Below are 12,433 nucleotides of genomic sequence, written 5' to 3' on the forward strand. Positions count from 1 at the left end.
TGCCCCGACGGGCTGGCGCGGGATGACCCGGCCTGTTCGCAACGCAAACAAGCCGGGTCTTGCAAGCGGGCGGGCTGCGGATGCTCGGGGGAATGTGGCGCGGCCCGACTTGGCCGGTGCCGGTAAGGCCGTGGTCGCTGCGTTGTAAGCCGCCACTAGCCCGCTGCCGGGCGCTTAGCGCTGGTAGGTGGCCGTCAGGCTGGCCTTGCCCAGACTGTTGGCATTGAGCATATAGCCCACCAGCGCCGGCATGGCCTTGCTGTCCAGCCCCAGCTTGTCCACTTTCAGCGCGTGAACGGTGAAGATGTAGCGGTGCGGTTGGTCGCCTTGCGGCGGGCAGGCGCCGCCGAAGCCGGGGCCGCCGAAATCGGTCAGGCTCTGGATGCTGCCGGCCGGGCGTTTGCCTTTGGCGTTACCGGCGCCGCTGGGCAGACCCTGGCTGCTGGCTGGCAGGTCGAACAGCACCCAGTGCCACCAGCCGCTGCCGGTGGGGGCATCCGGGTCGTACACGGTGACGGCAAAGCTCTTGGTGCCGGCCGGGGCGTTTGTCCAGCTCAGGGCCGGCGATACATTGCCGCCATGGCAGCCGAAGCTGTTGAACTCCTGCGCCTTGGCCAGCGGCTGGCCGTCTTTCAGGTCGGGGCTGCTCAGTTCGAAGGCAGTGGCCGGAACGGCCAGGGCGGCCAGCAGGCTGGCCAGAACAAGACGGGACATGGTGCGCTCCGTTGCGGTGGATGATGAAGACATCATCGCTTATTCCGCTGGCGGTGGCGCGCCGTGAAGCGGCAACCACTGTGCCGTAACGCTCACGCGTCAGGCGGCATGGTCGCGTTGCTGGCGCAGCTGGCTGGGGGTAACGCCGAAGCGCTGGCGGAAGGCGGCGGTAAAGCGCGACGGTGACAGGTAGCCGCAGGCGGCAGCCACGTCGCTCAGCGGCTGGTTGCCGCTGTTGACCAGACCCAGCGCCCGCTCCATGCGCACCTCGCCCAGCAGGGTGGAAAACGAGGTGTGCTCGGCGGCCAACCTGCGCCGTAACGTAGCCGGGCTCATCGCCAGATGGCGGGCGATATCGGTGGCTTGCCAGTCGCGGGCCGGGTCGAAGGCCAGCAGGCTCTGGATTTGCGCACGCACGTCTTGCCGTGGCTGGCGGAACAGGTCGGCACCCTGGCGCGCGGCGGCCAGCGCCAGCATCAGGCCTTGCCAGGCGTGTTCGGCGCGTGCCTCGCCCAGCGTGCCGGCCTCGGCCTGCGGCAGCAGCGTTTGCAATTGCTGCAAGGCGGCGACGGCGTCGGCGTGCGGGCGGAACACGGGGGGAGTTTCCTGCCACGGCGGCGCCGGTAGCTGGCTGCCGTACTGGGCCAGCAGCCGTTGCAGCCAGTGTTGCGGTTGTACCAGCGTCCAGGCGCGGTAACCGTGGCGGTCGGGCTGGTTGATGATGTCCACCTCCTGACCGCCGGGAATCACCAGCCAGCTGCCGGGCGGGCAATGCCAGCTACCGTGGCGGGTGAGCAGCTGCTTCTCGCCGTGCTCGACGGCCACCAGCAGCGTGGACAGCACCGGCACGCGCGCCAGGCGCTGGCGTTGCAGGCTACGAAAGATATACAGCGGCAGGGTGGACATGGAGGGCTCCTGGCAGGTTGGCCGCATCATGCCGTAGTGGGGTGCTGTCCGCGAGGGGCGTGAGCGGCTGCGGCCAACGCTTGCGCGTTGCGGGCGGGTGTCAGGCGGCTGTGAGCCAGGCACTGACGCTGGCCTGCCAGCCATCGGGCTCGCCGGCCGGCAGCGTGTGTTCGGCACCCGCCAGTTGCAAGCGTGCGTGGCTGGCGTCGAACCACAGCTCGCCCTGGGTAAAGCGGCGGTACTGCGCCGGTTCGGTCTGCATGGCCGCGAAATCCAGCCGCTGCCAGCTATGGCTGGCGGCCGGCTGCCACAACCATTAGGGCCTGTTAACACTATTTCTTGCTGCGGCGCAGGCTCGAGAAGTTTTCCAATGCCAGGCGGAGGGCGATGCGCTGGGTGGTTCCCAGCGCAAGCCCGACAACGCCGCAGTGGGAAGCTTATCGGGCCTGCCCTTCGGGGCGCGCGCCATGCGGGGCACTGCTTTGTCAAACCGTGCTGGCAGGGATCGCCCTGCTGCGCCCGGTTTTTCGCGCATTGCCACCGCCTGACAAGCGCCGCCGCATCAAAAATAGCGTTAACAGGCCCTAGTACACCTGCTCGGGCGGGCTGCCTGGCGGCTGGTCCAGGCGCTTGATTTCCAGCAGGCTGCCGGCAGCGCCGTAGAAGGCAAACAGACAACGCAGTGGCAGCATCATGCCCCCGTCTTGTGGGCCATGTCCGGGCGGTGCTTCATCGCCAGGCCCTTGAGCAGGTAGCGCAGGAACTGGTCGCCGCAGACGCGGTAGTTTTTGTGGCCGGGTTTGCGGAACAGCGCGCCCACTTCGGCCGACGACACCTGGAAGCCGGTACGGGCGATCAGCGCTTCGATGTCTTCCTGCTTCAGCTCGAACGCCACGCGCAGCTTTTTCAGGATGTCGTTGTTGTTCAGGCGCAGCGCTGGCGGCGGCAGCGGGGCGTCGTCGCGGCGGCCGCGGCGTTCGATGATCAGGCCGTCCAGGAAGGCGGACAGCAGCTCGTCGCTGCAGCTGTCAAAGCCGTCTTCGTCGTCTTTTTTCAGCAGGGCGGCAAAGTCGTCGTCGGCGTACGGCTCCACATGCTGCAGGATGGCCAGCATGCGTTTGTCGCTGATGTTCAGGATGAAGCGCACGCTGCGCAGGATGTCGTTGTTGAGCATGGTGGTATCGCAAAAAGGTTGGCCGCAGGTGGCGTGCGGCCAACCTTGCGGCGTCAGCGGGCGGCGCTGTTGCCGTCCTGCCCCAGTTCGACAGCGTAGGACAGGGCCAGGCGGGCAAACTTCAGCGCGTGCGCGGCCTGGTTGCCCATATTGGCCAGCGTGTCGCCGCTGGTGTGAATATGGGGATTGTAATCGCTAAAGCGCGATTCGAACGGCAATGTTGCCGCGTAGCCTTGCTGGTGCCACGAGGCGTGGTCGGAGCAACCGTAGTTGCATTTGTCGTAGCCCACCTTCAGCGCAGGCTGGTAGGTGCGGATCAGATTGGCCACAAACGCATTTTGCGCAGCGTTGGTGTAGTCGGTGTACAGGTAGATGTCCTCGGCGCTGCCTTGCCAGTTGGTCATGTCCAGCTGCAGCACGCCCACCACGTTGGCTTTCTGCTTTTTATGGCGGGCGGCGATGTCGCCGGACCCGCGCAGGCCCACCTCTTCGGCGGCGTAGGCGATGAACTTCAGCGTGCGCTGCGGCCGGTAGTTGGCGTCGGCCAGCACGCGGATCACCTCGCTGAGCGTGGCAACGCCGCTGGCGTCATCGTCGGCGCCCGGCGCGCGGCTGTTTTCGGTGGTGTTGCCGATGGTGGAGTCCAGGTGCGCGCCCAGTACCACCACCTCGCTGGCCTTGCTGCGCCCCGGTACGGTCAGCATGACCGATTTTTGCGGGTAGCCGGTATGGCTGACCTGCTCTACCTTGATGTCGCTGCGGCGGCTGGCCAGCTGTTGCCAGTGGCGGTACAGCCAGTTGGCCGCATTGACGCCGTGGCTGGTGGTGTAAAAGCGGTTCTGGTAGGCCGCCAGGCTGCCGATGGTGGTGAGCAGGTTGCTTTCCTGCAGTTGCGGCAACAGCGGGTTGACCAGCTTTTGCTGGCGCAGCGTGTAGTCGGGGGCGGCCGTCGCGGCCAGCAGGCTGCTGCGCGCGCTGGCGGCCACGCTCTGGCGCGCGTGGTTCAGGCTGGTGTGCACCATATAGCCGCCACAATGGCGTTTCTGGTGATGGATGGCTTCGCTCAGCGCCGGCAGCAGGCTGTCGTCTACCTGCACCAGGTGCACGGTTTCCTGGCTGGGGGCCAGGCTGCGCTGGCTGGCCGGGCGGCCGCTGTCGTTGCGCAGGGTGTGCTGTTCGCGGCTGGCGCTGGCCGGTGACAGTTGTTGCAGCAGGCGGTAGCCATCGTCACCGATGGACAGCCACACCGGCGCGGCATGGCAGAAAGGGCTGGCCAGCAGGGTAGCCAGTAGCAGGGGGCGGAGTGTCATGGCGTATTCCTTTTCCGGGCGCAAAAAAACCGGTACCGCACAGGGCGGCACCGGTGCGGGCTACGGGCTTACAGCGGCTTGCTGCACGCGACGCCCACGCTCTTGAACGCGGCAGTCACGTCGGCAGCGGCGTAGCCACGGTTTTGCGCAGCTTTCACTACGCCGCACGCGCCGCTGTTGTAGGTGGCGTTGGCCGTCCAGTAAAAGCGGTTGGCGTCGGCAAACACTTCAAACGCCTTGCGGGTGTTCCAGCCGGTTTTGGTGGCCAGCAGGTAGAACGCCTTGTTGTACACGCCGCTGGACAGGTGCGGGTCCATGCCGGCGCGGTAGTTACGGGCATTGTCGATGGAGCGGCCGTCCTTGGTGGGGGTGGCCATGTAGCGCAGCGCGCCGCTGGCCTTGAAGATCTCGCTGCCTACCAGCCAATCGTTCTTGCCGCGGGCGAAGTACTCGGCGGCCTCACCGGCGATGTCGGAGTAGGCCTCGTTCATGCCGCCGGACTGGTTCTGGTACACCAGGCCCGAGTTCTGCTCGGTAAAGCCATGGCTGACCTCGTGCGAGGACACGTCCAGCGAAACCAGCGGGTAGAAGGTGGACGCGCCGTCGCCGAAGTTCATGTAGGCACCGTCCCAGAACGCGTTTTCATAGCCGGTGCCGAAGTGCACGCGCATGTGCAGTTTGCCGCGGATCGGCGCCACACCCAGCCATTGCTGGTACATGTTGTAGATGACGCCGCCGAAGAAGTGCGCGTCGTTCATCGGCGAGTAGGCGCCGTTGACGGTCTTGTAGGTGTTGCGCGGGCAAGCAAACTGGAACGGGGTGGTCTTGGGGTTGTTCTCGTCGTCGCTGTGCTGCAGGTCGACGGTCACCACCGTACCGCTGTCCATCTTGCAATCGCTGGTCACTTTCAGCGGGCCATATTGGGTGCCGTATTCGTACTTGCCGGTTTTCTGGTTGCCGCCGGGGCCGGTGGCGTCGGCGTGGGCCAGGCCTTCCCACTGTTGCAGCACGGTACCGTTATTGGCATCGATGACGAAGTGCGGGCGGCTGGGCTGCTGGCCGCCGACAAAGAACGACACCAGGTAAACCAGCTGCGCCACGTTGTTCTTGCCCAGCTGGACCACCAGCTCGGCCTTGTCATTGCGGGTGGCTCGGCCGGCGGCTTTCAGGCTCTTGGCCTGTGCCAGCACCTGCTGCGCACTCAGCGCCGGGCGGGCGCTGGCCAGATCTTGCTGGATGTCGGCAATGAAGCGGCCGCTGCGGCTGCTGGCGCCGGCGAGGCTGCGGGCGTTGCTGTCGGCCTCTTCCACGATGGCTTCGCCCCATACCGGCACGCCCTGGAAGTACTGCTGGTAGCGGGTGACGGTTTTACCGTTCGGCAGCGTGGCGCTGCGCAGTACTTTGAGGTCGCCGGCCTGGGCACCGGTCAGGCTTTGCAGCGAGGCGGCGCTGCCGCTGGCCAGGCTGCGGGCTTGCGGGGCGGACAGATCGATGACGGTGGCGGCCTGGGCGGCAGCCGGGAAGGCCAGTGCGGTGGCCAGCGCCAGCGCGTGCAGCGGAAGGTTGCGTGCTTTCACTTCGTACTCCTGTGTTGGATTGTGCGAGTTGCCGCCCCACTGCCTGCAGGTAGCCTGTCTCTGCGGACAGGTATTTCCCTTGCAGGTCAATGGCTTGGTGCAGCTGTTATCCGCCTGCCAGTCAGGGTGTTCAAGCGCACGTCATGGCTGTTGGCATTTATCTGTCCTTTCGTTCAGGCGCCTGTGTAGCCAAAATGAATAATCTACGCGTTTAGATTCTGTTTGAAATGAAAGCGTCTTTTCTGTTTTTGACTTCAAAATGCAACAAGCCGCCCGTGGGCGGCTTGTGGGTTAGCGCAGGGTAAACTCAGGGCGCCAGGCGGCTGCGTGCCCAGCTGGCGTCGGCGGCCAGCGTGTACAGCACGCGGTCGTGCAGGCGGCTGGGGCGGCCCTGCCAGAATTCGATGCGGTCCGGCACGATGGCGTAACCTCCCCAGTGCGGCGGGCGCGGTACCGACAGCGGGTGCTTCAGGCCAAAGCTGGCGGCACGGGTCACCAGCACGGTCTTGCTGTCGATCTCGGTACTCTGTTCGCTGGCCCAAGCGCCGATGCGGCTGGTGTACGGGCGGCTGGCGAAGTAGGCGTCGGATACCTCGGGCGCCACTTGCGCCACGCGGCCTTCAATGCGTACCTGGCGTTCCAGCTCCGGCCAGAAGAAGGTCACCGCCACATAGGGGTTGGCCGCCAGCTGGCGACCTTTGCGGCTAAGGTAGTTGGTGTAGAACACCAGTTGGCCGTTTTCCACGCCTTTGAGCAGCACGATGCGCGCCGACGGGCGGCCGCTGTCGTCTACGGTGGCGATGTGCATGGCGGTGGGTTCGTGCACCTGCGAGGCGATGGCTTCGTTCAGCCACACTTCAAACTGGGCTACCGCGTCCGGCAGGCAATCGTCGGGCGACAGTTCTTTCTTGCTGTATTCGAGGCGGATATCGGCGAGGTTCAGCGACATGGTCGGGCTCCACAGGCATGAGGGCGGCGTTGGCGCCGCCCGAGATCGATAACCCACCCGCTTGGCAGCGCAAACCGGGTGGGTCTTGAAAGCAGCAAGGCTGCGGACGCAAGGACTAAGGTGGTGCGGCCCGGCTTTGCCGGGGCCAGTACGCGCTAGCCGGTGCCTGGCGCTGCAGCCTGGTGCGGCGTCGGCGCCGCACGGGGTTGGCCGCCATCATACGCCGGCGGCTGGCGGCTGGCCCAGACTGTTTGCCAGGAAATCCACCAACATGCGCACCTTGGGCGATAGCTGGCGGTTGTGCGGGTACAGCGCCCAGATGCCTTCTTCCGGCGGCTGCCAGGCGGTCAGCAGCGCTTGCAGTGCGCCGCTGGCCAGGTGCGCGGCCACGTAGTAATCGGGTAGCTGCACGATGCCGTGGCCGGCCAGTGCCGCTTGGGTGAGCGCGTGGCCGCTGTTGCAGCGCAGGCGGCCGTGTACCCGCAGCGGGCGGCGCTTGCCGTGTTCGCCGATGAACCAGTGCTCGTGGCTGCCCAGCAGGCAGTTGTGCTGCTCCAGCGTGGCCAGGGTGTGTGGCGTGCCGTGCGCAGCCAGGTAGGCCGGTGCGGCGCAAATGTGCAGGTGGCGGCCGGCCAGCCGGCGCGCGATCAGGCTGGAGTCGGGCAGCTGGCCGATGCGGATGGCCAGGTCGTAGCCGTCGTGTACCAGGTCCAGCACCTCGTTGCTCAGCTGCAGCTTGATGTCCAGCGCCGGGTAGCGCTGGCCGAACTGCAGCAGCAGCGGCGCGATGTGGCTTTCGCCGTAGGCCAGCGGCGCGGTCACTTTCAGGCTGCCTTGCGGCGTGGACAGGTGCTGCGACACCGCGCGCTCGGCCTCGCCCAGCGAGTCCAGCAACTGGCGGCAGTGCTGCAGGTAGAGCTGGCCGGTGTCGGTGAGCGTGACGTGGCGGGTACTGCGGTACAGCAGCTGGGTGCCCAGCCGCGCTTCCAGCCGCGTCAGTTGGCGGCTCACCTGCGATACCGACAGCCCCAGCACCTGCGCGGCGCGGGTAAAGCTGCCGTGTTCCGCTACGGCGGCAAATTCGCACACCCCTTCCCATGCCAGCATTATTGCACCCTGTAAAAAATCATTTGCCGATAGCGTGGATTATCCCGCAATCAAAGCCCAATACAATGCGGCCAACCTTTTTACTGACGGGAAACCACCATGACTGCCACCACCATTACCTGTAAAGCCGCCGTTGCCTGGGCTGCCGGCCAGCCGCTGTCCATCGAAGAAGTGCAGGTGATGCCGCCGCAAGCTGGCGAAGTGCGCGTCAAGCTGGTGGCTACCGGCGTGTGCCATACCGACGCCTTTACGCTGTCCGGCGACGACCCGGAAGGCATCTTCCCCTGCATCCTGGGCCACGAAGGCGCCGGCATTGTGGAATCGGTGGGCGAGGGCGTCACCAGCGTGGCGGTGGGCGACCATGTGATTCCGCTGTACACGCCGGAATGCGGCGAGTGCAAGTTCTGCAAATCCGGCAAGACCAATCTGTGCCAGAAGATCCGCGCTACCCAGGGCAAGGGCCTGATGCCGGACGGCACCACGCGCTTTTCCAAAGACGGCCAGCCGATCTACCACTACATGGGCACCTCCACCTTTGCCGAATACACCGTGCTGCCGGAAATCTCGCTGGCCAAGGTGAACCCGACGGCACCGCTGGAAGAAGTGTGCCTGCTGGGCTGCGGCGTCACCACCGGCATGGGCGCGGTGATGAACACCGCCAAGGTGAAGGCCGGCGACACCGTAGCCATCTTCGGCCTGGGCGGCATCGGCCTGTCGGCCATCATCGGCGCGCGCATGGCCGGTGCCAGCCGCATCATCGGTATCGACATCAACGAGAGCAAGTTCGCGCTGGCGCAGAAGCTGGGCGCGACCGACGTGATCAACCCGCAGCACTTTGCCAAGCCGATCCAGGACGTGATCGTGGAGATGACCGACGGCGGCGTGGACTTCTCGTTCGAGTGCATCGGTAACGTGAACGTGATGCGCTCGGCGCTGGAGTGCTGCCACAAGGGCTGGGGCGAGTCGGTGATCATCGGCGTGGCCGGCGCCGGCCAGGAAATCAGCACCCGCCCGTTCCAGCTGGTGACCGGCCGCGTGTGGCGCGGCTCCGCCTTTGGCGGCGTGCGTGGCCGCTCCGAGCTGCCGCACTTCGTGGAACGCTACCTGAACGGCGAATTCCGCCTCGACGACTTCATCACCCACACCATGGCGCTGGACGACATCAACACCGCTTTCGACCTGATGCACGAAGGCAAGAGCATCCGCAGCGTGGTGCACTACCAGTAACCCATCGCCTTGCGGCCAACCTGGGGTTGGCCGCAGTCAGGAAACCACCATGACCCTGCAACAGATCAGCTGCAATCGCAGTTTTGGCGGCGAGCACCGCCAGTACACCCACGCCTCGGCCGTGCTCGGCTGCAGCATGCGCTTTGCCGTCTACCTGCCGCCGGCGGTCTTGGCCGGTGCACGCGTGCCGCTGCTGTACTGGCTGTCCGGCCTGACCTGCAGCGACGAAAACTTCATGCAGAAAGCCGGCGCCCAGCGTGTGGCAGCCGAGCTGGGCATCGCCATCGTGGCGCCGGATACCAGCCCGCGTGGCGACGGCGTGGCCGACGACCCGGCGTACGACCTGGGGCAGGGCGCCGGTTTTTACCTGAATGCCACCCAGGCACCGTGGGCGGCGCATTACCGCATGTACGACTACGTCAGCCAGGAGCTGCCGGCTTTGCTGGCAGCCCACTTTGATTTTGGCCCCGCGGCGATTGCCGGCCACAGCATGGGCGGCCACGGCGCGCTGCTGTGTGCGCTGAAACGGCCGCAGGATTACGTATCGGTATCGGCGTTCAGCCCGATTGCCAACCCGGTGAACGTGCCGTGGGGGCAGAAGGCGTTTGCCGCCTACCTGGGCGACGACCCCAGCGCCTGGCTGGCATGGGACGCCAGCGAGCTGATGGCGACCGCCACGCCCGCCAGCGCCTTGCCGTGCCGGGTGGACGTGGGGCTGGCTGACAGCTTTCTCGATAGCCAGCTGCAGCCGCAGGCACTGGAAGCGGCCGCGGCCAACAGCGGCTACCCGCTGCAATTGCACCGTCACCCGGGCTACGACCACAGCTATTACTTTGTGGCCAGCTTTATCGAGACGCAGCTGCGTTTCCACGCGGAATACCTGCAAGCAGCCATGCAATAGCACGCCATGCTTTGGCGACGATCAAACGCCATCGTCGCCCCTTCCCCTCTCCGGCGGCGGGTTTTCGGCTAGAATAGCCCGTTTCCCATAGCGGATTTCTCTCGCCACCATGCAGCTGGTTGCCATCGGACTCAATCACCACACCGCGCCCCTCACCATTCGTGAGCGGCTGGCCTTTCCGGCAGAAACGCTGCCGGCCGCGCTGGGCCAGCTGGTCGAGTCGCGGGCGGCGCGCGAGGCCACCATTGTGTCCACCTGTAACCGCACCGAGCTGTACTGTGCCACCCAGCACCCGGAAGAAGCGCTGCGCTGGCTGGCGGCCTACCACGGCCTGACGCTGGACGAGGTGCGCCCCTACCTGTACCTGCTGGACGCGCCGGAAGCGGCCCGCCACGCCTTCCGCGTGGCGTCGGGGCTGGACTCCATGGTGCTGGGCGAAACGCAGATCCTGGGCCAGATCAAGGACGCGGTGCGCACCGCCGAACGCGCCGGCACGCTGGGCAGCCTGCTCAACGGCCTGTTCCAGAAAACCTTCTCGGTGGCCAAGGATGTGCGCAGCCAGACCGCCGTCGGTGCCAGTTCGGTGTCGATGGCGGCCGCCGGGGTGAAGCTGGCCGAGCAGATTTTTGCCAGCGTCGGCGGCCTGAACGTGCTGTTCATCGGTGCCGGCGAGATGATCGAGCTGGTGGCCACCCACTTTGCCGCCCGCCAGCCGGCGCGCATTACCGTGGCCAACCGCACGCTGGAGCGCGGCCAGCGCCTGGCGGCCGAGTTTGGCGGCCAGGCTATCACGCTGTCCGAGCTGCCCGATCAGCTGCAACACTACGACGTGGTGGTCAGCTCCACCGCCAGCCAGCTGCCCATCATCGGCAAGGGTATGGTGGAGCGCGCCATCAAGGCACGCCGCCATCGCCCGATGTTCATGCTGGACTTGGCCGTGCCGCGCGATATCGAGGCCGAGGTTGGCCGCATGGACGACGTCTACCTGTACACGGTGGACGACATCGCCGGCATCGTCGAGGTAGGCCAGCAGGCGCGCAACCAGGCGGCGGAAGAAGCCGAGCTGATCATCAGCCACCGCGTGGCCGAATTTACCGACTGGCTGAAACGCCGCGAGTCGGTACCGCTGATCCGCGCGCTGCGCGACGAGAGCGAACGTATCCGCCGCCACGCACTGGAAGCCGCGCACAAGCAGCTGGCCCGTGGCGACGACCCCGAAAAAGTGCTGGAGGCGCTGTCCGTCCAGCTCACCAACAAACTGATGCACCCGCCGACGCAGGCGCTGTCTAGCGGCAGCGGCGCGGCGCACGACGCGCAGGTCGAACTGATCGCGCGTTTGTATCGCTTACACCCGGAGCAGTAATGAAACCGTCGATCGCGGCCAAACTCGCCCAGCTGGTAGAACGGCTGGAAGAGGTTACCCACCTGTTGGCAACAGAAAACGCCACCGCCGATATGGATGCTTTCCGCAAGCTGACGCGCGAGCACGCCGAACTGACCCCGGTGGTGGAAACCTTCAACGCCTACCGCCAGTGCGAGGCCGACATTGCCACCGCCAGCGAGCTGCTGGACGACCCGGACATGAAGGCGTTTGCGCAGGAAGAAATCGCCGAGGCGCGCGAGCGGATCGAGGCGCTGGACATCGAGCTGCAAAAACTGCTGCTGCCGAAAGACCCCAACGACGACAAGAACATCCTGCTGGAAATCCGTGCCGGTACCGGCGGCGACGAGGCGGCGCTGTTTGCCGGCGACCTGCTGCGCATGTACACCCGTTACGCCGAGCGCAACCGCTGGCAGACCGAGATCCTGTCCGCCAGCGAGTCCGACCTGGGCGGCTACAAGGAAGTGATCGTGCGCATTGCCGGCGACGGTGCCTACTCGCGCCTGAAGTTCGAGTCCGGCGGCCACCGCGTGCAGCGCGTGCCGGCCACCGAAACCCAGGGCCGCATCCACACCAGTGCCTGCACCGTGGCAGTGATGCCGGAAGCGGACGAGATTGCCGAGGTGGTGCTGAACCCGGCCGACCTGCGCATCGATACCTACCGCGCCAGCGGCGCCGGCGGTCAGCACATCAACAAGACCGACTCCGCGGTGCGCATTACCCACTTGCCCACCGGCATCGTGGCCGAGTGCCAGGACGGTCGTTCGCAGCACGCCAACAAGGCCAGCGCCATGCGCGTGCTGGCGGCGCGCATCTACGACATCCAGCTGCGCGCGCAGCAGCAGAAGGAAGCCGCCGAACGTAAAAGCCTGATCGGCTCCGGCGACCGCTCCGAGCGCATCCGCACCTACAACTACCCGCAAGGCCGCATTACCGACCATCGCATCAACCTGACGCTGTACAAGCTGGATTACGCGATGGACGGCGACCTGGAAGAGCTGACCAACGCGCTGATCGCCGAGCAGCAGGCCGAGTTGCTGGCGCAACTGGCCGAATAAGCCGCCACCTGCGGCCAACGATGCCCAGGCCCCTTTCCGCAGGAAGGGGCTTTTTGTTGCCTGCAGTGTGCCGCAGTGTGGTAGGGCGGGTACAGCCGCGTGGCCTGGCGATCGGAATGGCCGCTGGCG

General features: G+C 66.0%; 12 protein-coding genes. 4 read left to right on the forward strand and 8 right to left on the reverse strand.

Features of this window, described 5'->3' with window-relative positions; translation table 11 throughout:
• Window positions 1-174 precede the first annotated feature (174 nt).
• The 8 genes from FLQ03_RS11845 to FLQ03_RS11875 all read right to left on the reverse strand — a co-directional run bounded on the left by FLQ03_RS11845 (window position 175) and on the right by FLQ03_RS11875 (window position 7,737).
• Complete coding sequence (locus tag FLQ03_RS11845) at window positions 175-714, reverse strand: YbhB/YbcL family Raf kinase inhibitor-like protein (RefSeq protein WP_144370941.1); 540 nt, start codon at window positions 712-714, stop codon at window positions 175-177.
• Between the two features lie 99 nt (window positions 715-813).
• Entirely contained in the window at window positions 814-1,620 is an 807-nt protein-coding gene (locus tag FLQ03_RS11850; protein ID WP_170252398.1) for a helix-turn-helix transcriptional regulator, read from the reverse strand.
• A gap of 100 nt (window positions 1,621-1,720) precedes the next feature.
• Window positions 1,721-1,882 carry a hypothetical protein gene (locus FLQ03_RS19135; protein ID WP_170252399.1) on the reverse strand — a complete coding sequence of 54 codons (162 nt, stop codon included), beginning with the start codon at window positions 1,880-1,882 and terminating at the stop codon, window positions 1,721-1,723.
• 429 nt (window positions 1,883-2,311) lie between these two features.
• Window positions 2,312-2,794 carry a YehS family protein gene (locus tag FLQ03_RS11855; RefSeq protein WP_144370943.1) on the reverse strand — a complete coding sequence of 161 codons (483 nt, stop codon included), beginning with the start codon at window positions 2,792-2,794 and terminating at the stop codon, window positions 2,312-2,314.
• Between the two features lie 53 nt (window positions 2,795-2,847).
• Complete coding sequence (locus FLQ03_RS11860) at window positions 2,848-4,104, reverse strand: M20/M25/M40 family metallo-hydrolase (RefSeq protein WP_206210956.1); 1,257 nt, start codon at window positions 4,102-4,104, stop codon at window positions 2,848-2,850.
• A gap of 68 nt (window positions 4,105-4,172) precedes the next feature.
• A complete protein-coding gene (locus tag FLQ03_RS11865) occupies window positions 4,173-5,681 on the reverse strand; it encodes a M4 family metallopeptidase (RefSeq protein ID WP_144370945.1) in 1,509 nt (502 codons plus the stop codon).
• Window positions 5,682-5,988: 307 nt separating this feature from the next.
• Complete coding sequence (gene pdxH, locus FLQ03_RS11870) at window positions 5,989-6,630, reverse strand: pyridoxamine 5'-phosphate oxidase (RefSeq protein ID WP_144370946.1); 642 nt, start codon at window positions 6,628-6,630, stop codon at window positions 5,989-5,991.
• A 216-nt stretch (window positions 6,631-6,846) separates the two neighbouring features.
• Entirely contained in the window at window positions 6,847-7,737 is an 891-nt protein-coding gene (locus FLQ03_RS11875) for a LysR substrate-binding domain-containing protein (protein WP_144370947.1), read from the reverse strand.
• A gap of 99 nt (window positions 7,738-7,836) precedes the next feature.
• Between FLQ03_RS11875 and FLQ03_RS11880 the strand changes: the two genes are divergently transcribed.
• The 4 genes from FLQ03_RS11880 (at window position 7,837) to prfA (ending at window position 12,304) form a co-directional block, all read left to right on the forward strand.
• Window positions 7,837-8,964: an S-(hydroxymethyl)glutathione dehydrogenase/class III alcohol dehydrogenase gene (locus FLQ03_RS11880; protein WP_144370948.1), complete on the forward strand. Its 1,128-nt coding sequence runs from the start codon at window positions 7,837-7,839 to the stop codon at window positions 8,962-8,964.
• A 55-nt stretch (window positions 8,965-9,019) separates the two neighbouring features.
• Window positions 9,020-9,865: an S-formylglutathione hydrolase gene (gene fghA / locus FLQ03_RS11885; protein ID WP_206210965.1), complete on the forward strand. Its 846-nt coding sequence runs from the start codon at window positions 9,020-9,022 to the stop codon at window positions 9,863-9,865.
• Between the two features lie 109 nt (window positions 9,866-9,974).
• Entirely contained in the window at window positions 9,975-11,228 is a 1,254-nt protein-coding gene (gene hemA, locus FLQ03_RS11890; protein WP_144370950.1) for a glutamyl-tRNA reductase, read from the forward strand.
• Complete coding sequence (gene prfA, locus FLQ03_RS11895) at window positions 11,228-12,304, forward strand: peptide chain release factor 1 (protein ID WP_144370951.1); 1,077 nt, start codon at window positions 11,228-11,230, stop codon at window positions 12,302-12,304. The genes hemA and prfA overlap by 1 nt, the downstream gene beginning before the upstream one ends.
• Window positions 12,305-12,433 lie beyond the last annotated feature (129 nt).

This window comes from Vogesella urethralis, assembly GCF_007644045.2.
In the GTDB taxonomy this organism is placed as follows: domain Bacteria; phylum Pseudomonadota; class Gammaproteobacteria; order Burkholderiales; family Chromobacteriaceae; genus Vogesella; species Vogesella urethralis.

What these genes read in the sequence shown, in the direction of transcription:
- FLQ03_RS11845 (WP_144370941.1), bottom strand. Translation starts at nt 714, where the DNA reads ATGTCCCGTCTTGTTCTGGCCAGCCTGCTGGCCGCCCTGGCCGTTCCG.
- FLQ03_RS11875 (WP_144370947.1), bottom strand. Translation starts at nt 7,737, where the DNA reads ATGCTGGCATGGGAAGGGGTGTGCGAATTTGCCGCCGTAGCGGAACAC.
- FLQ03_RS11855 (WP_144370943.1), bottom strand. Translation starts at nt 2,794, where the DNA reads ATGCTCAACAACGACATCCTGCGCAGCGTGCGCTTCATCCTGAACATC.
- FLQ03_RS11860 (WP_206210956.1), bottom strand. Translation starts at nt 4,104, where the DNA reads ATGACACTCCGCCCCCTGCTACTGGCTACCCTGCTGGCCAGCCCTTTC.
- pdxH (WP_144370946.1), bottom strand. Translation starts at nt 6,630, where the DNA reads ATGTCGCTGAACCTCGCCGATATCCGCCTCGAATACAGCAAGAAAGAA.
- FLQ03_RS11880 (WP_144370948.1), top strand. Translation starts at nt 7,837, where the DNA reads ATGACTGCCACCACCATTACCTGTAAAGCCGCCGTTGCCTGGGCTGCC.
- prfA (WP_144370951.1), top strand. Translation starts at nt 11,228, where the DNA reads ATGAAACCGTCGATCGCGGCCAAACTCGCCCAGCTGGTAGAACGGCTG.
- hemA (WP_144370950.1), top strand. Translation starts at nt 9,975, where the DNA reads ATGCAGCTGGTTGCCATCGGACTCAATCACCACACCGCGCCCCTCACC.
- FLQ03_RS11850 (WP_170252398.1), bottom strand. Translation starts at nt 1,620, where the DNA reads ATGTCCACCCTGCCGCTGTATATCTTTCGTAGCCTGCAACGCCAGCGC.
- FLQ03_RS19135 (WP_170252399.1), bottom strand. Translation starts at nt 1,882, where the DNA reads ATGCAGACCGAACCGGCGCAGTACCGCCGCTTTACCCAGGGCGAGCTG.